Raw genomic sequence first — 23562 nt, forward strand, 5'->3', positions numbered from 1 at the left:
GGAGCTGAGGGTGTCGGTCTGCGCATTCACGCCCGCGCCCACCGTCCAGCGGCCCAGCTCGCCCGGCAGGCGGTAGCTGCCCCACAGGCGCAGCATGTGCCGGGGCGTCCAGGTGTTGAAGATCTGGCCCTGGTAGATCATGGGGCGCGAGCGGCTGTGGCGCTGTCCCTCGGCCAGGCCCGCCGTGGTGCTGGCGCTGATGTCGTAGTCCAGCGCCGCGCAGGACTTGCGCAAAGCAGCAACTACACCCTGGCCAGCAGCCCCAACGGGCAAGAGCGCGTGCAGCAAGGCGCCTACGGCCTGGTCAACCTGATGGCGCGCTACCAGTTCAACCGCCAGCTGTCGCTGCAAGTGAACCTGAACAATGCCTTCGACAAGAAGTACTACAGCCAGATCGGCTACTACGGCGCATCGGCCTGGGGTGCGCCGCCAAGCGTGGTGGCGACGCTGAACTACAGGTTCCAGTGAGGTTCATCGCGGGGACGGAGAAGGCTTTCGCGGTTTGCTGTTAGCCTTCCTGCGCTGGCGCGGCAGCCGCCCGCCAGCGCCTGACCCATCGAGCCAACCCCGAAGCGAGCCCGCCATGACCAGCCCCCTGTACACCGCCTCCATTCCCGTCCTGCAGCAGATGCTGAAGGCCCTGTCCGACGTGCTCAAAAAGGCCGAGGAACACGCCGCGCAGAAGAACATCGATCCCGACGCCCTGCTGCAGGCCCGCCTGTTCCCCGACATGTTCCCGCTGGTGCGCCAGGTGCAGATTGCTGCGGACTTCGCCAAGGGCATCGCCTCGCGCCTGGCCGGCGCCGAGGTGCCTTCGTGGCCCGACACGCAGACCAGCTTTGCCGACCTGCAGGCGCTGATCGCCAAGGCGCTGGACCATGTGGGCTCGTTCGCGCCCGAGCAGTTCGCGCAAAGCGAGTCCCGCGAGATCGTGCTGCGCCCCGGCACGCCCAAGGAAAAGAAGCTGAGCGCCAGCGCCTACCTGCTGCACTACGGCCTGCCGCAGTTCTTCTTCCATGTGACCACCGCCTATGCCCTGCTGCGCCACAACGGTGTCGAGGTCGGCAAGCGCGACTACATGGGCAGCTACTGAGCGTGCCGTGGCCGGTCTGGCCAGCGCTTCACTGCGCGGCCAGATCCCGGCCTCGCGTCTCCGGCAGGCACATTGCGAACATCACCACCATCACGTAGCCGGCCGTGGCGCAGATGCCGATGGCCGTGCCCAGCGACAGGCCCAGCCGGTCGCTGAACACGCCCACCAGCGCGGGAAAGGTGGCCCCGATGCCGCGGCCGAAGTTGTAGCAAAAGCCCTGGCCGGAGCCGCGCAGTTCGTTGGGGAACAGCTCGGCCAGGAAGGCTCCGGCGCCGCTGAAGATGCCCGACATGAAAAAGCCCAGCGGAAAGCCCAGCACCAGCATCCAGGCATCGGTGATGGGCATCAGCGTATAGGCATAGGCCAGGCTGCCGGCGCCGATGGCGAACAGCGTGAAGGCCAGGCGCCGGCCCAGCCGGTCGGAAGCGTAGGCACCGCACAGGTAGCCGGCAAAGGCGCCAAAGATGAACATGAACTGGTAGCCGCCCGAGCCCAGCACGGTCAGGTGGCGCTCGTTTTTCAGGAAGGTGGGCAGCCACACGGCAATGGCGTAGTAGCCGCCCTGCATGCCGGTGAACATCAGGCTGGCCAGTACCGTGGTCTTGAGCATGCCGCCCTTGAAGATGTCCAGGAAGTGCCCGCTGCGCTCGCCCCGGCCCACGGCGGCGCGGGTCTTCAGGTAGACCTCGGGGTCCTTGACGGAACGGCGGATGAACAGGATCAGCAAGGCCGGCAGCAGGCCCAGCAGGAACATGGCCCGCCATGAGATCTCGGGCGGCAGAAACGAGAACAGCGCCATGGACACCAGCACGGCCGCCCCCCAGCCTATGGCCCAGCTGCTTTGCACCAGCCCCACCGCCTTGCCACGGAAAGCCGGCCGTATGGTCTCGGCGATCAGCACCGAGCCCACGGCCCATTCGCCGCCAAAGCCCAGACCCTGCAGCGTGCGGGCCAGCAGCAACTGGCCCGGCGTCTGCGCCAGGCCGCAGGCGAAGGTGAAAAGGGCGAACACGAGGATGGTCCACTGCAGCACGCGCACACGCCCGTAGCGGTCCGCCAGGATGCCGGCCATCCAGCCGCCGATGGCCGAGGCCACCAGGGTCGAGGTGCCGATCAGGCCGACCTCGGTCTTGCTCATGCCCCACAGCGACAGCAGGATGGGCGTGACCAGGGGCAGCGTGTAGTAGTCAAAGGAATCGACCGCGTAGCCGCCGAACGAGGCCGTCAGCGCGCGTTTTTCCCGGGGTTCGAGCTGGCCCAGCCAGCTGCCCTGCGACTGTTCGCCAGCCAGGGGCTTGGCATTGTCAAGGCTTGTCATTTTTCAGTCTCCTTGCGCTTCGGTATGCAGAAGCGTCTTGCCTTCAATGGCATTGCATCGGTGATGAACCAGGCCTGGCCGGGCGGCCCTCATCCACCACCCGGACAGACCCCTGCAGGCGGCGTGTCAGGCCGCCGTTCCGTAGCCGCCGCCCCCCGGCGTGCAGACCTCGAACACATCGCCGGGCTGCATCTGCACGGCGCCGATGTGCTCCAGCGCCTCGACCTGGCCATCGGCGCGCAGCACACGGTTGATGCCCGGCTGCCCCGGCTGGCCGCCCGCCATGCCGAAGGCCGGGTTCAGGCGTCCGTTGGACAGAATGCTGGCCGTCATGGCTTCCAGGAAGCGCACGCGCCGCACACCGCCGCTGCCCCCATGCCAGCGCCCGCTGCCGCCCGAGCCTTCGCGGATGGCATAGCTGTCCAGCATGACGGGGAAGCGGAACTCCAGCACCTCTGGATCTGTCAGGCGCGAATTGGTCATGTGCGTCTGGACGACGCTGGTGCCGTTGAACCCGCGCTCCACCCGGCCCTCGGCGTCCAGCACCGCGCCCGCGCCGCTGCCGCCGGCAATGGTTTCGTAGTACTGGTGGCGCGCATTGCCGAAGGTGAAGTTGTTCATGGTGGGCTGGCTGCCCGCCATCACGCCCAGCGCGCCGAACAGCGCATTGGTGATGCAGGTGGAGGTCTCCACATTGCCCGCCACCACCGAGGCCGGTGCATTGGGGTTGAGCATGCAGCCCTGGGGAATGATGACCTTCAAAGGCTTGAGGCAGCCCGCGTTGAGCGGAATGTCGTCGTCCACCAGCGTGCGGAACACGTACAGCACGGCCGCCATGCACACGGCGCGCGGCGCATTGAAGTTGTTGGTCTGCTGGGCGCTGGTGCCCGAGAAGTCGATGACCGCGCTGCGGCCCGCCGTATCCACGGTGACGGCCACGCGGATCTGCGCGCCGTTGTCCAGCGGCAGCGTGAACTGCCCGTTCCTGAGCCGCGTGATGACGCGGCGCACCGACTCCTCGGCGTTGTCCTGCACATGGCCCATGTAGGCCTGCACCACGGGCAGGCCGAACTGGGCCACCATCTTGCGCAGCTCCTGCACGCCTTTTTCATTGGCCGCGATCTGGGCCTTCAGGTCGGCCAGGTTCTGGTGCGGGTTGCGGCTCGGGTACTCGCCGCTTTGCAGCAGCTCGACCATCTCCTGGCCGCGCAGCACGCCGCGATCGACCAGCTTGAAGTTGTCGATCTGCACGCCCTCTTCCTCGATGCGCGTGGAAAACGGCGGCATGGAACCGGGCGTGATGCCGCCCACGTCGGCATGGTGGCCCCGGCTGCCCACGTAGAAGGTGGGAGAGGCCTCGTCGGCCACGTACACGGGCGTGATGACCGTGATGTCGGGCAGGTGGGTGCCGCCCTGGTAGGGGTCGTTGAGCACATAGACATCGCCCTGGGCCATGCGCCCGGCGTTCTTGCGGATCACCGTCTGGATGCTCTCGCCCATGGAGCCCAGGTGCACGGGCATGTGCGGCGCATTGGCGATGAGGTGACCCTCGGCATCGAACAGCGCGCAGCTGAAGTCCAGCCGTTCCTTGATGTTCACCGAATAGGCCGTGTTCTGCAGCTGCAGACCCATCTGCTCGGCGATGTTCATGAACAGGTTGTTGAAGACCTCCAGCAGCACCGGGTCCACCGAGGTGCCGGCCGCGTACTCGGCCTTGCGCGCGACCACGCGGTCCAGCACCAGATGGTCCAGCGCCGTGAGCCGCGCCAGCCAGCCGGGCTCGACCACCGTGGTGGCATTGTGCTCGGCGATGATGGCCGGGCCGGGAATGGCGTCGCCGGGCCGCAGGTCCTCGCGCACCACCAGGGCCGCGTCATGCCAGGCACCGTCGGAGTACATGCGCACGGTTTCGCGGCGCGGATGCGCGCGCGGCGGATGCTCCTGCAGCACCGGCTCGCTGGGCGCATCGCCCGCAATCACGGCTTCGACGGAAACGGCTTCCACCACCAGGCCCTTGCCCGCCATCAGGAAGGCGAACCGCTGGCGATAGGCCGACTCGAAGGCCGCCTGGATGTCGTCCAGCCCGCCGAAGGGCACGGCCAGGGCGGAATCGGTGCCCTCATAGCGCACATGCACGTTGTAGCGTACCTGCACGGGGCTGGCACCGACCTGCTGGCGCTCAAGCTCGGCCTTGGCCGCGTCGCCCAGCGAATCCAGCGACTCCGCGATCAGCGGCAAGGCCGCCGCAGACAGCGCCACCTCCATCGCCTGTTCACGGATGACGGTCTGGTCCGCCAAGCCCATGCCGTAGGCGCTGAGCACGCCGGCCAGCGGATGCACGAACACACGGGTCATGCCCAGGGCATCGGCCACCAGGCAGGCATGCTGGCCGCCCGCACCGCCAAAGCACTGCAGCGTGTAGCGCGTCACGTCATAGCCGCGCGCCACGCTGATTTTCTTGATGGCGTTGGCCATCTGCTGCACGGCGATGCGGATGAAGCCTTCGGCCACTTCCTCGGGCCTGCGCCCCGTCTGCACCGCCAGTTCATCGAAGCGCGCCCGGACGGCCTCGCCATCGAGCCGCTCGTTGGCGGCCGGGCCGAACACGCTGGGGAAGTAGCGGGGCTGGACCTTGCCCACCATCACGTTCGCATCGGTCACGGCCAGGGGCCCGCCACGGCGGTAGCTCACGGGGCCGGGGTTGGCGCCCGCGCTCTCCGGGCCCACGCGAAAGCGCGAGCCGTCATAGGCCAGTACCGAGCCGCCACCGGCGGCCACCGTGTGGATGCTCATCATCGGCGCGCGCATGCGCACACCGGCCACCTGGGTCTCGAACTCGCGCTCGAAGGCGCCAGCGTAGTGGCTGACATCGGTGGAGGTGCCGCCCATGTCGAAGCCGATGACCTTGTCGTGCCCGGCCAGCCCCGCCGTGCGGGCCATGCCCACGATGCCGCCGGCCGGCCCGCTCAGGATGGCATCCTTGCCCTGGAAGCTGCCCGCATCGGCCAGCCCGCCGCAGGACTGCATGAAAAACAGCCGCACGCCCGGCATCTCGCCAGCGACCTGCTGTACATAGCGGCGCAAGATGGGCGAGAGGTAGGCATCGACCACCGTGGTGTCGCCCCGGCTCACGAACTTCATCAGCGGGCTGGTCTCGTGCGAGGTGCTGATCTGCGTGAATCCCGCCTGCCGCGCAATGCGCGCCGCAATCTGCTCGTGCCGCATGTAGCGGTAGCCATGCATGAAGACGATGGCCACGCTGCGCAGGCCCCGGGCATGGGCCTGCAGCAGCGCGGTGTGCAGGTGCAGCACGTCCAGTTCCTGCTGCACTTCCCCACGGGCATCCACGCGCTCAAGCGCCTCCACCACCTCGCTGTACAGCAGCTCGGGCAGCTGGATATGCCGGTCGAACAGGCGCGGGCGGTTCTGGTAGGCAATGCGCAGCGCATCACGAAAGCCCCGCGTGGTCACCAGCAGCGTGGGCTCGCCCTTGCGCTCCAGCAGCGCATTGGTGGCCACCGTGGTGCCCATCTTCACGCACTCCACAAGGTCCGGCGTGACCGGCTCGCCGGGCTTGAGGCCCAGCAGATGGCGGATGCCGGCCACGGCCGCATCACGGTACTGCTCGGGGTTTTCCGACAGCAGCTTGTGCGTGGCCAGGCTGCCATCGGGCCGCTTGCCCACGATGTCGGTGAATGTGCCGCCGCGGTCTATCCAGAATTGCCAGCGCCTGTCATGGGGAGTGGAGCGTTCTTGCATGGTGTCGGAACCCGTTTGTCTCGAAGTTGAAGTCAGGAAAACCGTGGCCTGGAGCACGGCCCTCCGCCGGTGCCCACCACTGGCGTCCAATCTAAAAGTGCCCCTGGACCGCGTCCATCGAGAAGTTTTCGCCCCCTCTGTTCACGAAAACTGAACAGGAGCGGCCCCTTGCCGGCCGGCAACGCAAAGAAAAAGGCCCGCCGAAGCGGGCCCCATGCCAGGCAGGCAGGCCGTCAGAACGCGGCCAGATGGCTGTTGCGCAACTCCGTCACCAGCATGTGGCCCGGCTCGTGCGTGATGGCGAATGGCAGGGCCGCCGAGCGGATGGCCTGCTGGGGCGTCACGCCGCAGGCCCAGAACACGGGGATCTCCCCGGGTTTGAGCGCCATGGGCTCGCCGAAGTCCGGCCGCTCGATATCGGCAATGCCGATCTGCGCGGGGTCGCCCAGGTGCACGGGCGCCCCATGCACGCTGGGAAAGCGCGAAGTCACCTGGATCGCACGGATGGCCTGGGAGGCCGTCATGGGCCGCATGCTGACCACCATCCGGCCACCGAACCGGCCCGCCTGGCCGTTGGCAATGTCGGTGATGAACATGGGCGCGCCCCGGCCCTCGTCGATATGGCGCACGGGCACGCCCGCATCGCGCAGCGCGTCCTCGAAGGAATAGGAGCAGCCGATGACGAAGCCCACCAGGTCGTCGCGCCACAGGTCCGTGAGGTCATTCACCTGCTCGGCCCTGTGACCATCGCGAAACACCCAGTACGAGGGCAGATCGGTCTTCAGATCGATATCGCCGAGCTCGGGCACGCGGCTGCTGCCGGGCTCGGTCACGCCGATCAGCGGGCAGGACTTGGGGTTCAGCCGGGCAAAGCGCAGGAACTCCTCGCTGCACTCGCGCGGCAGTATCGCCAGGTTGCCCTGGGTGTAGCCGGGGCACTGCCCGGCCGTCTGCCCGCGAAAGCGTCCGGCGCGCACCTCCTGGCGGAATTCGGTCGGATGGGTCCAATGCGTCATGGGGGAGCCTCTATTGAATGGAGATGCCCCCCAATGTAAAAAGCAGCAGGCCACCGGTCCACTCAGGAATTGTGCGCAGCCACCCCCAGGAAAACTGAACAGCCACTGCAGCCCGCGCTGCCTCCCCATGAACATCCGCTTTCTGGAAACCTTTGTGCTGCTGGCACGCATCGGCAGCGTGCGCCGCGTGGCCGAACTGGTGCATGCCAGCCCCGGCGCCGTCTCCATGCGCATACGCGGGCTGGAGTCGGACCTGGGCGTGACCCTGTTCCACTGGGACCGCAAGACGCTGCAGATCACCGATGCCGGCGCCCGCTTGCTGCGGCATGCGGAAGCCGTCATCGAAGCCACACGCACCCTGGAGCGTGCCGCCAGGTCCGACGACGCCATCGGCTGCCGCCTGCGGGTCGGCGTGCTGGAGACGGCGGTACACACCTTCCTGCCCGAATTCGTCAAGGCAATGGGCGCCAGCCTGCCGCACATCGAGCTGGACCTGACCGTCGATCTGAGCACCCACCTGTCGGAGCAGATGATGCGGCGCGACCTGGACCTGATCGTGCGCACCGGCAGCGGCGTGGACCCCCAGTTCGCCGTGGTCGAAAACCTGCTGGAAGTGCCCGTGCACTGGATTGCCCGGCGGGGCCTGGTGCCCAGGAAGGATGGTCTGCACAAGGCGCTGGGCAAGCAATTGCTGACCCAGATGCGCGGCACCGGCCCCTACGAGCAGGCCGTGGCCATGGCACAGCAGCTGGCCGTGCAAAGCGGCATGGTCTCCAGCGATCTGCGCATCTCGGGATCGCCCTCGCTGGCGGCCCTGGTCTCGCTGGTGCGCGAGGGCCTGGGCGTCGCCATCATGCACGGCATGCTGGTGGCGCCGCAGCTCGAAAGCGGGGAGCTGGTGGAGCTGGAGTTGCCCACGCCGCCTTCCTTTCGCATCACCACCTGGTACCCCAAGAGCCCGTCGCCCGGCGTCACCGACACCGCCCAGGTGCTGCGCCGCGTCTGCAAGAGCTACTGCAAGCGGGTCAGCCCGCATCTGGCGCGGTACATCGGCTAGGGCGCGGATGCCGGCGGCGGCTCCTGCCCGTGCAACAGCGCCAGAAAGCTGTCGGCCGCCTGGCTCAGCGGCCGGTCGCGGCGCACCAGGCTGCCGTAGGCCTGCAGGTTGCGGCGCATGCGATAGGGCAGGATGCGGACCATGCCGTGCGCGGCGCTGTCCCGGGCCACGGCCTGCGGAATCACGGCGATCAGGTCGGAGTTGCGCACCAGGTTCATGGTGGTGAGGATGGAGCCCGTCTCGATCAGGCCACGCGGCAGCGGCAGGCCGTGGGCCTGGAACTCCTGGTCGATCAGTGCGCGCATGGGGCTTCCGGGCGGCTGCAGCACCCAGCCATGGGCCTGCAGCTGCGCAAAGCCAACGCTGCGGGCACGCGCCAGCGGGTGGCTGCAGCCCACGATGATGGACAGGGCCTCGTCATCTATGGTGCGGAACAGATGGGCGGGATCGGCCTGCCCGGTCTGCCGACCCACCACCACCTCCAGCACGCCGTCCTGCAACTGCGCCAGCAGCCGGTCGCTGGTGTCCACGGCCACCTCGATGGACAGCAGCGGCCACTGGCGCTTGAGCGCCAGCAGCGCCTGTGTCAGCCGCCCCGGCGAGGCCGCCATGATGCTGCCCACGGCCAGCCGCCCCGCGCTGCCTTCGCGCAGTTCCTGCAGCTCGCGGTTCAGCGCCTCCATGCCGCCGCGCAGATGGCGGAAGTAGCCCGTCACGCGCTCGCCCGCCGCGTTCAGCTGCAGGCCGCGCCCCACGCGGTCGAACAGGGGCAGGCCCAGCGCGCTTTCCAGCTCATGCAGCATCTTGGTGGCGGCCGGCTGGCTCAGTCCCAGCTCGGCTGCGGCGCCGCGCAGCGTGCCCTTCTGGTCGATGGCCAGCATCAGCGCCACCTGCCGCATGCGCAGGCGGTTGAGCAGTTGCGGCGTGCTGTCCCTGCGGTCGATGGAGCCCATAGGAATATCCCGCGAATTGATTACCCAAGGTTATTGATTCATCAGCAACTTTCAGTTTACGGCAATCAATCATCTGCCTAGCATGGGTCCACAACAAAAGCACCGGAGACAAGACATGCAACGCCGCCCCCTGCTGCTGGCCGCAGCTGCCCTGCTGCCCGCCATCGCCCTGGCCCAAACCCCGCCGGACTGGCCCACGCGGCCCGTGCGCATGCTTGTGGGCTCGGCCCCGGGCGGCGGCACCGACGCCATGGCCCGCGCCGTGGCCGACCGGCTGGCGCCGCTGCTGCGCCAGCCGGTGATCGTGGAAAACCGCCCCGGCGTCTCCAACACCCTGGCCGTGGACATGACGGCCAAGTCCACGGACGGGCACACCATGGTGATGGGCGTGGTCACGGCCCATGCCATTGCCCCGCACCTGCTCAAGCTGGGCTACGACAGCAACCGCGACCTGGTGCCCGTGGCCTATGTGGGCGCAGTGCCCAATGTGCTGGTGGTGGGCAACAACCTGCCCGCCAACTCGGTGCAGGAACTGGTCGCCCTGGCCCGCAAGGAGCCCGGCAGGATCAACTTCGCCAGCAGCGGCACGGGCAGCACCCAGCACATCGCGGCCGAGATGTTCAAGGACGCGGCCGGCATTGAACTGACCCACGTGCCCTACAAGGGCAGCGCCGCCGCCCTGATGGATCTGGTCAGCGGCCAGGTGCAGATGAGCTTCGACACCATGCCTTCGGTGATCGGCCAGATCAAGGCCGGCAAGCTGCGCGCCCTGGGCGTGACGTCGCCGCGCCGCAACGCCCAGCTGCCCCAGGTGCCCACGCTGGCCGAGGCCGGCCTGCCCGGCGTGGAGATAGGCGCCTGGTACGGCATCTACATGCCAGCGGCCACACCCCGCGCCGTGCAGGCCCGGGTGCACGACGAGGTCAACAAGGTGCTGGCCATGCCCGAGACGCGCACGCGACTGGAGGCCGTGGGCGCCGAGCTGCAGCCCATGGGCCAGGCGGAGTTCATCGCCTTGCACAACGCCGAGTACCAGCGCTTTGGCGAAATCATCCGCAAGAACCACATCAAGATCGACTGAGCCGCATATGCCCGCATCCGAACTTCCCGTCGTCGCCCTGACCCTGGGCGATCCCGCCGGCATAGGCGCCGAACTGATCGCAGGCCTGCTGGCGCGGCCCGAGGCCATGCAAAAGGCCAACATCGTGCTGGCCGGCGACCCCTGGCTGTGGCAGCAGGGCCAGCGCATCGCGGGCCTGCAGGTGGCCACCACACCAATCGCCAGCATGGCCCATGCACGGGGCCGCACCGACACCGCCCTGCCCGCCTTCCTGGCCCTGGACACGGTGGCCCCCGATGCCGTGCACCAGGGCCGTGCCGAAGCCGCAGGCGGGCGCTCGGTGCTGCAGGTGCTGGACCTGTGCATGGACGCGGCCCAGGCCGGCCAGATCGACGCCATCTGCTTTGCGCCGCTCAACAAGCAGGCCATGAAGCTGGGCGGCCTGCGCCATGAAGACGAGCTGCACCACTTTGCCGAGTACCTGGGCGTCACCGGCTATTTCTGCGAATTCAATACGCTGGGCGATCTGTGGACCTCGCGCATTTCGTCGCATGTGCCGCTCAGGGACGTGGCCGGCTATCTGAGCCAGGAGCGCATCGCGCAGGCGGCCGAGCTGATCTACCGCGCGCTGCTGGCCAGCGGCATGGCCACCCCCAAGGTGGCGGTGGCGGGCTTCAACCCGCACAACGGCGACGGCGGCACCTGCGGGCGCGAGGAGATCGACATCATCGCGCCCGCCGTTCGCGCGCTGCAGGCCCGCGACTGGCCCACGCCCGATCCGTTCCACGGACCCTTCCCGGCCGACACCATCTTCCTGAAGGCCCAGGCCGGCGAGTACCAGGCCATCGTGACCATGTACCACGACCAGGGCCAGATCGCCATCAAGCTGCTGGGCTTCTCGCGCGGCGTGACCGTGCAGGGCGGCCTGCCGATCCCCATCACCACGCCGGCCCACGGCACGGCCTATGACATCGCGGGCCAGGGCCGGGCCAGCGTGGAGGCCACCTGGCAGGCCTTTCTGATCGCCTGCCGCATGGGCGCCGCGCGCCTGTCCTGACTGACTTCACTCCCTCGCCATCACCATCATGAAAATCAAATCCGTCCGCGCCCACGTCTACGAATGGCAAGGCAAGACCGTGCCGCCCCAGGGCAACTTCTGCTCCAACGCCATGGACCTGCTCTATGCGCCGCAGGAGACCATGTCCACCTTCCGCTTCCATTCCTGGACGGTGGTGGAGATCGAGACCGACGACGGCATCGTCGGCCTGGGCAACGTAGCGCTGGCGCCGCGCATCGCCAAGGCCATCATCGACGAGTACCTGGCGCCCCTGGTCATCGGCCACGACCCATGGGACTACGAATACCTGTGGCAGCGCATGTACCGCGCCACGCACGCCTGGGGCCGCAAGGGCGTGACCATGGCCGCCATCTCGGCCGTGGACCTGGCCATCTGGGACATCCTGGGCAAGAGCGTGAACAAGCCTGTGTTCAAGCTGCTGGGCGGGCGCACCAAGGAAAGGATTCCCTGCTACTACAGCAAGCTCTACCGCACCGACCTCAAGGCCATGCAGGAAGAGGCGCAAAAATTCCTGGACCAGGGTTTCAAGGCCTTCAAGATGCGCTTCGGCTACGGCCCGGCCCACCTGCAGGAAGGCGTGCGCGAGAACCTGCGCTCGGTCGAGGCAGTGCGCGAGGTCATAGGCTACGACTGCGACCTGATGCTGGAGTGCTACATGGGCTGGAACCTGGAGTACGCCAGGCGCATGCTGCCCAAGCTGGAAAAATTCGAGCCGCGCTGGCTGGAGGAGCCCGTGATCGCTGACGACATCGACGGCTACGCCGAACTCAACCGGCTCACCAGCATTCCGATCTCGGGCGGCGAGCACGAGTTCAGCCTCTACGGCTTCAAGCAGCTGCTCGACAAAAAGGCCGTCAGCGTCGTGCAGTACGACACCAACCGCGTGGGCGGCATCACGGCCGCGCACAAGATCAATGCGCTGTGCGAGGCGTTCAGCGTGCCCGTCATCCCGCATGCGGGCCAGATGCACAACTACCACCTGACCATGAGCACGCTGGCCTCGCCCATGGCCGAGTACTTTCCCATCTTCGACGTGGAGGTGGGCAACGAGCTGTTCTGGTACATCTTCGACGGCGAGCCCGTGGCCGAGAACGGCTTCCTGCAGCTCAGGGACGATGTGCCGGGCCTGGGCCTCACGCTCAAGACCGAGTACCTGGACCAGTTCCGCATCGTCGAATGAGGGAGCACGCCATGCCCGGAATTTCTCGGCCGCGCTACAGCGGCATCTTCCCCGTGGTCCCCACCACCTTCCACGAGGACGGCACGCTGGACCTGGCCAGCCAGAAGCGCTGCCTGGACTTCATGATCGACTCGGGAGTGGACGGCCTGTGCATCCTGGCCAACTTCTCCGAGCAGTTCCTGCTGGCCGATGACGAGCGCGAGGTCCTCACGCGCACGGCGCTGGAGCATGTGGCGGGCCGCGTGCCCGTGATCGTCACCACCACGCACACCTCATCGCGCGTGTGCGCCGAGCGAAGCCGCCGCGCGCAGGACATGGGCGCGGCCATGGTGATGGTCATGCCGCCCTACCACGGCGCCACCTTCCGCTTCGGCGAGCCCCAGATCCAGGGCTTCTTCCAGGCCGTGTCCGATGCCATCGCCATTCCCGTCATGGTCCAGGACGCGCCGGCCGCAGGCACGCCGCTGTCCCCCGCCTTCCTCGCGCGCATGGCCCGCGAGATCGAGCAGGTCTGCTACTTCAAGATGGAAACCGCAGGCGCCGCCGGCAAGCTGCGCGAACTCATCGCCCTGGGCGGCGAGGCCGTCGAAGGCCCCTGGGATGGCGAAGAAGCGATCACCCTGCTGGCCGACCTGGAGGCCGGCGCCACGGGCTCCATGACGGGCGGCGGCTTTGCCGACGGCATACGCCCCATCATCGAAGCGCACAGAAACGGCGACCCCGACACCGCATTCGCCCTCTACCAGCGCTGGCTGCCGCTGATCAACCACGAAAACCGCCAGGCCGGCTTCCTGGCCGCCAAGGCGCTGATGAAGGCCGGCGGCGTGATCGCCTGCGACGCGCCGCGCGCGCCCTGGCCGCCCATGCACCCCGAGGTGCGCCGCCAGTTGCTGGACATTGCGCGGCGGCTCGATCCGCTGGTGCTGCGCTGGGGGCGCTGAGGGATTGGGTTGTTGGGGGCGCATTAGAGGGGCATTAGAGGGGCACTAGAGGTTCATTAGAGGGGCACCAGAGGGCTGCAGCCGCCTGCGCATGGGCTATGCTGCCGCTCTGCCTGCCCAGCCCCAATGAATCGACTGCCGCCCATGTTCGCCACCTCTTTTCCCCCTCCCGACTTCGAGCTGGACGACGCGCTGTATGCAAGAGCCCTGACCTGGAGCGACGCCCAGGCCCTGGCCCAGCAGACCGTGAGCTTCTTCATGGCGGAGGGAGAGCACACCATCGGCATCGATATGCAAGTGCTCGGCGCAACGCAGACATCAATCGACACGCCCGGCATGCTGCAGTTCTCCCTGGTGTTTCGCGGTCCGCGCCAGCCGCAACTGCCGCAGCGCACTTACCGCGTGCGCCATGCGCAGCTCGGTGACTACGCCATCTTCATCACGCCCATTGCGCAGTCGGCAGGCCATGTCGATTACGAGGCCTGCTTTTCCCATGCCGTCTGATCCGTTCGTGCCCGAGTTGCCGCCGCTGTATCTGGAGGATGTGCGGCTGCGCCTGGCCGAAGAAGCCGACTACGCTTTTCTCCGCGCCCTGTACCGCCAGGTACGCGCTGCCGAACTGGCGCCCGTGCCCTGGAGCGAAGCTGAAAAGCATGCCTTCTGCGATTCGCAGTTCGCTTTGCAGGACCAGCACTACCGCAAGCACTACGCACACAGCGCGTTTTTCGTGATCGAGAGGGCAGGACTGCCTATAGGCCGGCTCTACCTCAATCTCGCACCCGGGCCATTGGGAGTGATGGACATCTCGCTCGACGCCGCTGTTCAAGGCCAGGGGCTGGGCACGGCCCTCATGCAATGGCTGGCCGGCTGGGCAGATCAAGAAGGGCGCGACATGCAGCTGTTCGTGGAAGCCAACAATCCAGCCCGGCGCCTGTATACGCGCCTGGGCTTTGTCGAGCAGGACCAGGAAGGCATCTACCTGCGCATGCGCAGGACCGCAGCACTCAGCCGCGGTTGAACACGGCTTCCAGCAGACCGCCTTGCGCGTCGCTGGGACTCAGGAAGACAGCGTGGCGTCCCAGAGCCGGGTGAACGATTTCCCAGGTGTTCTGTGGCAAGGCACCAGGGCGGGACAACTCAAACAGGGCGCTGAAAGACCGGTCACTCTGCAGCGCGTGCGGCAGCGCGCTCAGCGCAACCAAACGTAACTCAACCGTTTCCCCGGCGACCGAGAAATTTTGGCCAAGCAGCGGCTGAAAGTGGCTGCGGCGCAACTCCATGGCCACAGCGCTGACGCCCATCGAAATGCTGGAAGCAGCCGCTGCAGCGGGCAAGGCCCCTGCAACCTGCATGAAAGCACGGCGTCCTGTCTTCATCGTGGCCCTTCCTGCCAAAGCAACGGCAGCAAAATATTTTTGCTGCGCAACAGATTGGCATACTAAACTATTTTGCAATTATTAACGTTTTCTAACTTCACCCCACTTTGCCATGGCTCAACCCTACGTCGGGGAAATCCGGATGTTTGCCGGCAACTTCGCGCCGGCAGGCTGGATGTTCTGCGAAGGGCAGCAAATGCCCATCTCGGAATACGAAACCCTTTTCAATCTGATCGGCACGACATACGGCGGTGATGGCCAAAGCACGTTCGCCCTGCCAGACATGCGTGGCCGCATCCCCCTGCACGCAGGCAACGAATTCACGCTGGCCCAGGCCGCTGGAGTCGAAGAGGTCACGCTGACCGTCAATCAGATTCCAGCCCACACGCACGGCGTTCCCGCTTCCTCCGGCACCGGCTTTCTGGCCTCGCCCGCCGACGCAGTGTTTGCCAAGCACAGGGATCACAAGGCCTTTGTGAAAGGCGTCCCCGCCACGTACATGGCTACATCGATGGTGAGTTGGGTAGGAGGGTCGCAGCCGCATACCAATATGCCGCCCTTCCTTTGCGTGAACTTCATCATCTCGCTGTTCGGCATCTATCCCTCCCCCACCTGATGTCTACCCCCTTTCTCGGAGAGGTTCGCGTCTTCTCCTTCAACTTCGCCCCCAAAGGCTGGGCTCTTTGCAATGGGCAGTTGCTGCCCATCAACCAGAATCAGGCGCTGTTCTCGCTGCTGGGCACCACCTATGGTGGCAACGGGCAGACCAACTTTGCACTGCCCGACCTGCGCGGCCGCATGCCCATGCACATGGGAGCCGGCCATACGCTGGGAGAGAGAGCAGGCGAGCAAGCCCATACCCTGACCCTGCCAGAGATACCGCAGCACAGCCACGCCATGGCCGCTTCCGGCACCACGGGCCAGGCGACATCGGGCAACGGCAACCTGCCTGCAGCGGCGCGCGGCCACTATGCGCAAAGCGGCAATACGACCATGCCCGCCCTGTTGGCCAATGTGGGCGGCAGCCAGCCACACCTCAATATGCCGCCCTATCTGCCACTGAGCTTTTGCATGGCCATGCAAGGCATCTTTCCTTCTCAGACCTGAAGACCATGTCCGATCCCTTCGTCGCCGAAATCCGCCTTGGCGGATTCAACTTCGCACCCAAGGGCTGGGCCTTTTGCGATGGTCGGCTCCTGCCGATTTCTCAGAATACGGCGCTGTTTTCCCTGCTGGGAACAGCATATGGTGGAGATGGCAAGTCCAGCTTCGCGCTTCCCGACTTGCGGGGCCGCATGCCCATGCACCCAGGCCAAGGACCTGGACTGTCACCGCGCGATCTGGGCGAATCCGGCGGTGTTGAAACCGTGACGCTGCAGGCATCGGAAATTCCCGCCCACAACCATCTGGCCCGAGCGGGCACGCCTGCGGATCCCGCTGTAGCAAGCCCGGCAGACGCCGTCCTGGGCACCGCACCGACGCGCCCCTACATCGCGCCAGCCTCCAACACCTCTGCGGTCACCATGGCTCCCCCTCAAGCTGCGGGCGGCAGCCAGCCACACAACAATCTTCCGCCCTACCTGGTCATGAACTTCATCATCGCCTTGCAGGGCATCTTCCCCCCACGGAGCTGAGTACACCTATGCGCAGTTCCATTGCGGCCTTGACCATGTTGGCCCTGACCACGGGGGTCCAGGCCGATCCCCTGGTCCAACGCGAATTCTCCGGCAGGGACAACCGCTTCATAGAGATACCCGGTGCCGGCTTTCGCGCCATGGCCGCAGGCAAGCGCATCAGTTTCGATGCGCAAGGCATGAGCATCGACCTGCCCGGCCAGACCAACGGCGTGCAAGGCCGGTCGGTGGCCGCATCCGGCGTGGCCCGGAGCCTGAGCCTGCGCCCGGATTCGCGCCTGCGCTACAGCTTCGAGAACGCATCGATGTCGGCCCCGCAGGGCCTGCACCCTTCGCCCACTCTCTATCACTGGCTGGTCGGCGAAGCCGCGCAATGGCGCACGGGCCTGCGCAGCTTCGGCGCCTTGGGCTACCGCAGTGTCTGGCCCGGCATCGATGCTGTCTTCCAGGGTGAGCCCGGTGGCCTCAAGTACCAGTTTGAGCTGGCTCCTGGTGCCGATGCCGCACAGGTCTGGCTGCGCGTGGAAGGTGCGACGGATGCACGCATCCTGCCCACGGGAGCGCTGCAGTGGAGCATAGGCAACGACCTTTTCACCGACGATGCACCGCTGGTCTACCAACCCCGGGGCAATGGCCGCGTGGACGTGCCCGCCCGCTACCGGCTGGAGCAGGTGGACGCCACCACCTGGCGCGTGGGCTTTGAGCTGGGCAGCCATGACAAAGGCCTGCCGCTGGTCATCGATCCGGCGTGGACCGGCTACTCGGGCCTGGTCGGAGGCAACTCGGCCGACCAGGTCAACGCCGTGGCGCGAGACAGCGACGGCAACACCTACGCCTGTGGCGTGACGCAATCGTCCGACCTTCCCAACGCGGGCAGCAGCAAAGGTGGCGAGGATGCCTTCGTCGTCAGATTCGATCCCAAGGGTGTCCCCATGAGCGTCACTTATGTGGGCGGATCGGAAGACGACGCCTGCAACGGCCTGGCCGTGGACATACAAAACCGCATCCACCTGGCGGGCAGCACGGAATCCACCGGCTTCCCCCTGCTTGGCACAGATGCCAACCAACGCTTTCGGCGCAGCAAGAGCACGACGGATAGGGATGCCTTCGTCATGCGCCTGACACCAGACGGTGCCGGCATTCTGTATTCGGGCCTGATTGGTGGAACGGGTGACGATCAGGCCAATGCCCTGGCTCTGGACAACAGCGGCAGGGCCTACGTGACCGGATTCACGGAAGGCAAAGGCTTTCCTGCCGTGAACGGGCCGCAGCTCAACCACGGCTCCGGCCCTGCGCAGTCAGAAATGCGGGATGCCTTCGTGGCCCGCATCGACGCTTCAGGCAGCGGGCTGGAGTACGCCGGATACATCGGCGGCGACGGTGGCGCCGACATCGGATATGCCATTGCCGTGGACAGCACCGGCGCGGCCTATGTGGCTGGCGCTACCGACTCTGTCTCGGGACTGCCGGGCGCAACGGGCTTCAGGACACAAATCAATTCGCGCGCCATCGATGGATCAGACGGCTTCGTCGCCAAGATCCGGGCCGACGGCAGCGCCTTCGACTACTTCACGCTGCTGACAGGCTCGGGGGACGGTGCGGACCGTGCACTGGCCCTGAACCTGATGTATGACGGCTCACTGCTCGTGGGCGGGGAGACCGGGTCCGACTACTTTCCCGCCGACAACAGCGGACGGCGCCAGGGCCTCGGGCCGCAGATCGCGCGCAGCACCGGCATGGACGGCTTTGTGCTGCGCCTGAATGCAACAGGAGACCAGGTGCTGGACGCCACCTACCTGGGTGGCAATGGCTACGACAGCGTGGAAGGGCTGGCCAGCGACGGCAGGAACTGGTTCGCCACGGGCAGCACCAACAATGGCGCAGGCTTTCCCGTCAAGGCTCAAAGCGGCCTGTCCACCACGCCAGGTGGCAAGCAGGACGGCTTCCTGGTCAGCGTCGCAACCAACAATCCGAACGGCTGGGACTATGCCGGGTTCCTGGGCACCTCGGAAAACGAGGCCATGCGCAGCTTGGCCGCAACCAATGTGCAGGGCAGGACCCTTCTTTCCGTGGGCGGCGCCACCACCACATCGGGCACCAACGGCCTGACCAACCCTGCGAACAGCGCCCTCAGCGCAAACGAGAGCCTTTCGAATGGTCTGGTATTTCGCATCGATCCTTTCGGCCCACCTGCGGCCATGGCGGTGCTCACTGGCTCTCAACAGTCCACCCGCATCCAGCAGCCTTTTGCCACGCCGTTGTCGGTCAAGGTCACCGACATCGACGACCAGCCGCTTGCCGGCATCATGGTGGACTTCAATGCGCCTGCCGCATCGGGGCCATCCACCACCTTTGCCACAAGAACCTCGGTCACGACCAACGACCAGGGCATCGCATCGCTGAGTGCCACGGCCAACCTGTTCGCCGGCAGCTATACCGTGACGGCGCAGGCAGGGGCGGCCAGCACGTCGTTCTCGCTGACCAATGACAAGAGCCCGCAGGCTGCACTGACGGCAAGTGCAGCACTCCAGACCCTGCCCTATGCCAGCACCACCACGCTGAGCACCAACGGCGGCTCTGGCGCAGGCGCCATCAGCTACGCCGTAACCGCAGGCGCGGCCTATTGCGCCCTGACAGGCAACACGGTCACAGCCACGGCCGTGGGCGATTGCACCGTGACGGCGACCAAGGCGGGAGACGCCAGCTACCTGGCCGCCACGACCACCGTGGACATCTCGGTGATCAAGGCCCAGCAGCCTGTTCTGACGGCGACGGCAACGCCCAGCACGCTGGTGGCCTTCAGCACGGCCGCGCTGTCAACCAGTGGCGGCGCAGGGTCCGGCGCCGTGGGCTTTTCCATCACGGATGGAGCCGCCTTTTGCTCCGTCAACGGCAACACGCTCACTGCGGAAGGCACGGGCTCCTGCACAGTGACTGCCACCAAGCTGGGCGATGCCAACTACCAGGACACGCTGGCCACCACCGTGGTGACCGTGACCCCTGCAGCCCAGGTCACCCTGAGCGTGCAGTCCACGCCTTCGACCCTGACCTTCGGCGCCACGGCAACCCTGGCGACCACTGGGGGTTCGGGCAGCGGCGCCGTCACCTACGCCGTGACGGGTGGTGCCCAGTTCTGCGCGGTGACCGGCAACCAGTTGAGTGCCATTGGCGCCGGCAGTTGCACCATCACGGCCACCAAGGCTGGCGACATCAACCACCAGGCCATCAGCGCCAGCACCACCGTCATCGTGGCCAAGGCTGGACAGACAGCACTGTCGGTGCAGGCCAGTCCTGCAGCCATCAGCTTTGGCGGCATTTCGCAACTGAGCACCACGGGCGGCTCGGGCACCGGCGCCATCGGCTTGAGCGTCGCGGGCCCCTGCAGCATCGCGGGCTCCACGCTCACCGGCCTGGCTGTCGGAACCTGCACGGTCACGGCCACCAAGGCAGCGGATGCCGACCATGAAGAGGCCACGGCCAGCACTTCGGTGACGGTATCCCAGGCAAGCCAGGGGGCCCTGTCCGTGGTGGCATCACCCGCCAGCATTCCCAAAGGCAACTCCAGCACGGTCACCGTCACTGGCGGCAGCGGCAGCGGTGTGCTCACGCTGGCGCTGACGGCAGGCGCTAGCAACTGCGCGCTGTTCGGCAACACCGTCACCGGCACGGCCGTAGGCAGCTGCACGGTGACGGCGACCAAGGCGGCCGATGCCAACCATGCACAGGCCACCGGCTCGGTACAGATTGCAGTCGGCAAGGCGATCCAGAACATCACCTTCGATTTCTCGTCCCTGCGCTATCTGAGCCCCGAGGCCCTGTCTCTGGCCAACGCCGCCGGCACCAACTCCAACCTGCCCATCAGCTTCAGCAGCTTCACCCCTCAGACCTGCGTGGTCACGGGCACCTCGCTGCGCCTGATGCGTACGGGCGAATGCACATTGCAGGCCAGCCAGGCCGGCGATGCCGAGTACGCCGCGGCAACGCCCGTGAACCAGACCTTCACGATCACCCTGCCCCCCCACTCTCTGAGCACCATCACCGGTACCGTGGGCGGAACGACGGTCTCAGCAGAGATTGCTGCGGGAAGCCCATGGGTCTTCACACCCATGGGAACAGGCCCGGCGCAGACTGCGGGCTTCATCCCGCTGCAGGGGCACATCAGGTCACCTGCCGATGCACCGCCTGCCAATCTTCAGTTCCCGCTGGGCCTGTTCGATTTCGCTGTCCACAACGGTGCGCCGGGATCCACGGTGAGCATCAAGCTCACGTTCCCGAACAATCTGCCCCGCAATGCACAGTACTGGAAGTACGGCCCCACGTCCGACAACGCAACGCCGCACTGGTATCACTTCACCGGCGCGCAGTTCAACGCCAACGACAACAGCGTGACGCTGACGATTGAAGACGGCAGGAACGGCGATGACGACCTGGATGTGAACGCCTTCATCAGTGACCCGGGCGGCGTGGCCGTGGTGGCCGCCGCTGCCGGCGGCAGCCCCGCGGCCATTCCCACGCTTTCGCAATGGGGTCAGTGGATGCTGGCAGCGCTGATGCTGGGCGTCGCAGTCCTGGCCGGACGCCGCACGCGAATGCGCAAGCCGCGCTGAGTCGTACGCTGTAGCCGGGGGCTGCTCACGCGCCCCCGGCTACCCGAGTCAAGCCTCCACGATCCCCGACACATCCAGCACATACATCTGCCGCTGGTGCTCGTGCACGGAGTCGATGCAGACCTGGCGCCCGTCACGGCTCCAGCGCGGGTGCAGGTCGCAGCGGTTTTCCTTGCTGAGATCGGGCGAGGCGTAGAAGCTGCCCAGGTCGTGGCGCTCGCCCGTGTGCATGTCGTACAGGAACAGGAAGCGCTCGTGCGTGCGGTCGTCGGGGTAGGTATCGCTGAGCAGCCAGCGCGTGTCCACGGGCGAGAAGCTCATGTGGCCGTTCTCCACCAGCACGCCTGCACCCACCACCTGCACGTCACCGCCCTCCACATCGTCATAGAGGTGATAGTGGATCGCCCCGGCATGCGGGCCCCACACAATGATGTGGCTGTCGTCCTGCCATAGCGGATGCGAGATCTGGTATTCGGACTTTTCGTAGTCGAACGTGCCCACGGCCAGTGGGTCGAAGTCGTCGGCCAGCTGGGGCAGCGGATGGTCCGAGCATTCGAGCAGGCGCATGTCGGAGCCGTCGGGCGCCATGGTGATCAGGCGGTGCAGAAAGCAGGTTTCGTCCTTGACGCGTTCGGTCCAGCGGTGCAGGAACAGGATGCGCGATGACGACGGGTTGACCTCGATATGGCTGACCCAGTGGATGGCCTTGTCCATCGATGTACGGTGATGAAAGGCCTTGAGCCGCGCATAGCTGGCCAGCAGCCTTGCCTCGCCCGTCGCGACCTCCATGCGCCAGATGCCGTCTTCCTCGGGCGCCAGGGGCAAGGCGAAGGGACCACCCTCTTCGCTGTAGCCGATGGTTTCGTGCGTGATGTAAAGGCGCCGGTAGTCCACGCACAGCGCCCAGGCGCTGCTGGGCGCCACCACATAGACGGGCATGGGCAGGGTGCGCCGCTCGCCGCTGTCCACATCGATGACCACGGAGCCGAACCCCGGATAGCGCCCCCCGGAATCTGCCGTCCTGTCGTTGTGGATCAGTTGGCGGCCCGCCAGCCCGTCCAGCCACTGCAGTTGGCTGCCCATCTGCCAGTTCCAGGCGCCGGTCTCGCCCACGGCGTGGAAGCGGTCGCCGTTTTCGGTATCGAAGTAGCCGATGGAAGCCCGCGCCTGGGGCGTGAGGTACTGGTCCATCCACGGCGTTTGCTGTGCCAGCACCAGGCGATTGCTGCGGTCCCAGCTGGACTTGTTGTAGTAGCCGAAGAAGTGGTGCTGGCGGCCATCGCCCAGGCGGCGGCAGGGGACGAAGGATGCGGGGGTGTTCGAAGTCATGGAGCGTTTCATTGGGCGGAGATGTGGCCTTCGGCGATCACGCGGTCCCAACGCTGCTTTTCGCGGGCAACGAAGGATTGCGCCTCAGGCAGGCTGTTGGCGACGGCGCTCATGCCCTGCTCTTGCAGGCCCTTGCGGAACTCGGGCGTGGCCACGACCTTTCGGATGTCGTCGTTGAGCTTTTTGACGATGGCCTCGGGCACCTTGGAGGAGACGGCCACCGTGGTCCAGGAGGTGGCCACATAGTCCTTGAGCCCGGACTCGGCCGCCGTGGGCACGTCCGGCAGGGCCGGCAGTCGCTGGCTGCCCGTGACGGCCAACGCCTTGAGCTTGCCGCCGCGTATGTGCGACAGCACCGTGGGCGGGTTCTCGAACATGAGCTGGATCTGGCCGCCCAGCAGGTCATTGAGCGCGGCCGAGCTGCCGCGATAAGGCACGTGCACAATGGGCGCGCCCGCCTGCAGCTTGTACAGCTCGCCCATCATGTGCACGGACGAGCCCACGCCGGCCGAGCCGAAGTTGACCGTGCCAGGCGCCTTTTTGGCCAGCGCCGTCAGCTCGGCCAGGTTGCTGGCGGCAAGGCCGGGCGTAGCCACCACCACATGCGGCATCTCGGCCAGCACGGTCACCACGCGCAGATCCCTTGCGGGGTCATAGGCCAGCTTGCCGTACACGCCATAGGCGGCATGCAGGCCGATGGAGCCCACCATCAGCGTGTAGCCGTCGGCCGGCTGATCGGCCACATATCGGCCTCCCAGATGACCGCCCGCGCCGGGCTTGTTTTCCACCACCACCGGCTGGCCCCAGAGCCGGCTCAGGCGGTCGGCCAGCATGCGTGCCTGCACGTCGGAGCTGCCGCCTGCAGTGAACGGCACGATGATGCGCAGCTGGCGCCCTGGCTGGGGAAAGCCATCCTGCGCGATGGCGGCGGCTGGCGCCGCGCCTGCCACCGAGGCGGAGATGGCCGCAGCGAGCATGGCGGCTTTGCGGCCTGCGCTTGTCTTGATCATGGAATCCTTTCGATGGCGCTGCTGCGCCTGGGCAAACGATGCAATGGGGCCAGTGTAGAAAGCCGGGCATCTTTGGAAAAATGCATTTTTCCGTGGCCTCTATACAGAAAAGATATACATTGCCAGCCACCCCGAGCAGGACCGAATCGCC

Annotated in this window: 20 protein-coding genes and 1 pseudogene; 13 read left to right on the forward strand and 8 right to left on the reverse strand. The window is 66.5% G+C overall.

Going from position 1 to position 23562, the window contains the following annotated elements; translation table 11 throughout:
• A pseudogene (locus tag JHD82_RS29885) lies at positions 1-234 on the reverse strand (hypothetical protein); the annotation flags it as partial.
• Positions 235-279: 45 nt separating this feature from the next.
• Here JHD82_RS29885 and JHD82_RS30470 point away from each other — a divergent pair.
• Together JHD82_RS30470 and JHD82_RS12645 are read left to right on the forward strand one after the other, a co-directional pair.
• Positions 280-468, forward strand: a complete 189-nt coding sequence (locus JHD82_RS30470; protein WP_374191644.1) for a hypothetical protein — start codon at positions 280-282, stop codon at positions 466-468.
• Positions 469-583: 115 nt separating this feature from the next.
• The gene (locus tag JHD82_RS12645; RefSeq protein WP_013801420.1) at positions 584-1093 is read left to right on the forward strand and encodes a DUF1993 family protein; all 510 of its coding nucleotides are present in this window, start codon (positions 584-586) and stop codon (positions 1091-1093) included.
• 28 nt (positions 1094-1121) lie between these two features.
• On the opposite strand, the gene JHD82_RS12650 is transcribed toward JHD82_RS12645, so the two are convergent.
• The 3 genes from JHD82_RS12650 to JHD82_RS12660 all read right to left on the reverse strand — a co-directional run bounded on the left by JHD82_RS12650 (position 1122) and on the right by JHD82_RS12660 (position 7186).
• The gene (locus tag JHD82_RS12650; protein ID WP_034396225.1) at positions 1122-2411 is read right to left on the reverse strand and encodes an MFS transporter; all 1290 of its coding nucleotides are present in this window, start codon (positions 2409-2411) and stop codon (positions 1122-1124) included.
• 126 nt (positions 2412-2537) lie between these two features.
• The gene (locus tag JHD82_RS12655) at positions 2538-6170 is read right to left on the reverse strand and encodes a hydantoinase B/oxoprolinase family protein (RefSeq protein ID WP_199136779.1); all 3633 of its coding nucleotides are present in this window, start codon (positions 6168-6170) and stop codon (positions 2538-2540) included.
• A gap of 233 nt (positions 6171-6403) precedes the next feature.
• Positions 6404-7186 (reverse strand): putative hydro-lyase, encoded by a 783-nt coding sequence (locus tag JHD82_RS12660; RefSeq protein ID WP_199136781.1) that lies wholly within the window; start codon positions 7184-7186, stop codon positions 6404-6406.
• Positions 7187-7313: 127 nt separating this feature from the next.
• On the opposite strand from JHD82_RS12660, the gene JHD82_RS12665 reads away from it, so the two are divergent.
• Complete coding sequence (locus JHD82_RS12665) at positions 7314-8243, forward strand: LysR family transcriptional regulator (RefSeq protein ID WP_034396231.1); 930 nt, start codon at positions 7314-7316, stop codon at positions 8241-8243.
• On the opposite strand, the gene JHD82_RS12670 is transcribed toward JHD82_RS12665, so the two are convergent.
• On the reverse strand, positions 8240-9196 hold the full coding sequence (locus JHD82_RS12670; protein WP_199136783.1) for a LysR family transcriptional regulator: 957 nt from the start codon (positions 9194-9196) through the stop codon (positions 8240-8242). The genes JHD82_RS12665 and JHD82_RS12670 overlap by 4 nt on opposite strands.
• A 115-nt stretch (positions 9197-9311) precedes the next feature.
• Between JHD82_RS12670 and JHD82_RS12675 the strand changes: the two genes are divergently transcribed.
• The 6 genes from JHD82_RS12675 (at position 9312) to JHD82_RS12700 (ending at position 14473) form a co-directional block, all read left to right on the forward strand.
• Entirely contained in the window at positions 9312-10277 is a 966-nt protein-coding gene (locus JHD82_RS12675; RefSeq protein ID WP_199136785.1) for a tripartite tricarboxylate transporter substrate binding protein, read from the forward strand.
• Positions 10278-10284: 7 nt separating this feature from the next.
• Entirely contained in the window at positions 10285-11313 is a 1029-nt protein-coding gene (locus tag JHD82_RS12680) for a 4-hydroxythreonine-4-phosphate dehydrogenase PdxA (protein WP_199136787.1), read from the forward strand.
• A 28-nt stretch (positions 11314-11341) separates the two neighbouring features.
• Positions 11342-12514 carry an L-rhamnonate dehydratase gene (locus JHD82_RS12685; RefSeq protein ID WP_199136789.1) on the forward strand — a complete coding sequence of 391 codons (1173 nt, stop codon included), beginning with the start codon at positions 11342-11344 and terminating at the stop codon, positions 12512-12514.
• An 11-nt stretch (positions 12515-12525) separates the two neighbouring features.
• The gene (locus JHD82_RS12690; protein ID WP_199136791.1) at positions 12526-13455 is read left to right on the forward strand and encodes a dihydrodipicolinate synthase family protein; all 930 of its coding nucleotides are present in this window, start codon (positions 12526-12528) and stop codon (positions 13453-13455) included.
• Between the two features lie 144 nt (positions 13456-13599).
• On the forward strand, positions 13600-13959 hold the full coding sequence (locus JHD82_RS12695) for a hypothetical protein (RefSeq protein ID WP_199136793.1): 360 nt from the start codon (positions 13600-13602) through the stop codon (positions 13957-13959).
• Positions 13949-14473 carry a GNAT family N-acetyltransferase gene (locus tag JHD82_RS12700; RefSeq protein ID WP_199136796.1) on the forward strand — a complete coding sequence of 175 codons (525 nt, stop codon included), beginning with the start codon at positions 13949-13951 and terminating at the stop codon, positions 14471-14473. The genes JHD82_RS12695 and JHD82_RS12700 overlap by 11 nt, the downstream gene beginning before the upstream one ends.
• On the opposite strand, the gene JHD82_RS12705 is transcribed toward JHD82_RS12700, so the two are convergent.
• Positions 14460-14831, reverse strand: a complete 372-nt coding sequence (locus JHD82_RS12705; RefSeq protein ID WP_199136798.1) for a hypothetical protein — start codon at positions 14829-14831, stop codon at positions 14460-14462. The two genes, JHD82_RS12700 and JHD82_RS12705, sit on opposite strands and share 14 nt — an antisense overlap.
• A gap of 142 nt (positions 14832-14973) precedes the next feature.
• Here JHD82_RS12705 and JHD82_RS12710 point away from each other — a divergent pair, with 142 nt between their 5' ends.
• Genes JHD82_RS12710 through JHD82_RS12725 form a run of 4 tightly spaced genes read left to right on the forward strand, consistent with a single transcriptional unit; the run spans position 14974 to position 21072 of the window.
• The gene (locus tag JHD82_RS12710; RefSeq protein WP_012206786.1) at positions 14974-15447 is read left to right on the forward strand and encodes a phage tail protein; all 474 of its coding nucleotides are present in this window, start codon (positions 14974-14976) and stop codon (positions 15445-15447) included.
• Positions 15447-15938: a phage tail protein gene (locus tag JHD82_RS12715; RefSeq protein WP_199136800.1), complete on the forward strand. Its 492-nt coding sequence runs from the start codon at positions 15447-15449 to the stop codon at positions 15936-15938. Before JHD82_RS12710 ends, JHD82_RS12715 begins: the two co-directional genes overlap by 1 nt.
• Positions 15939-15943: 5 nt before the next feature.
• Positions 15944-16465: a phage tail protein gene (locus JHD82_RS12720; protein ID WP_199136802.1), complete on the forward strand. Its 522-nt coding sequence runs from the start codon at positions 15944-15946 to the stop codon at positions 16463-16465.
• Between the two features lie 35 nt (positions 16466-16500).
• Positions 16501-21072: an IPTL-CTERM sorting domain-containing protein gene (locus tag JHD82_RS12725; protein ID WP_233174718.1), complete on the forward strand. Its 4572-nt coding sequence runs from the start codon at positions 16501-16503 to the stop codon at positions 21070-21072.
• Positions 21073-21120: 48 nt separating this feature from the next.
• Here the strand turns inward: JHD82_RS12725 and JHD82_RS12730 are convergent, their stop codons facing one another.
• Complete coding sequence (locus JHD82_RS12730; protein WP_199136806.1) at positions 21121-22413, reverse strand: hypothetical protein; 1293 nt, start codon at positions 22411-22413, stop codon at positions 21121-21123.
• Entirely contained in the window at positions 22410-23411 is a 1002-nt protein-coding gene (locus tag JHD82_RS12735) for a tripartite tricarboxylate transporter substrate binding protein (protein WP_199136808.1), read from the reverse strand. Before JHD82_RS12735 ends, JHD82_RS12730 begins: the two co-directional genes overlap by 4 nt.
• Between the last annotated feature and the right edge of the window lie 151 nt (positions 23412-23562).

It is taken from the genome of Delftia sp. ASV31, from assembly GCF_016428765.1.
Classification (GTDB): Bacteria; Pseudomonadota; Gammaproteobacteria; order Burkholderiales; family Burkholderiaceae_C; genus Comamonas; species Comamonas acidovorans.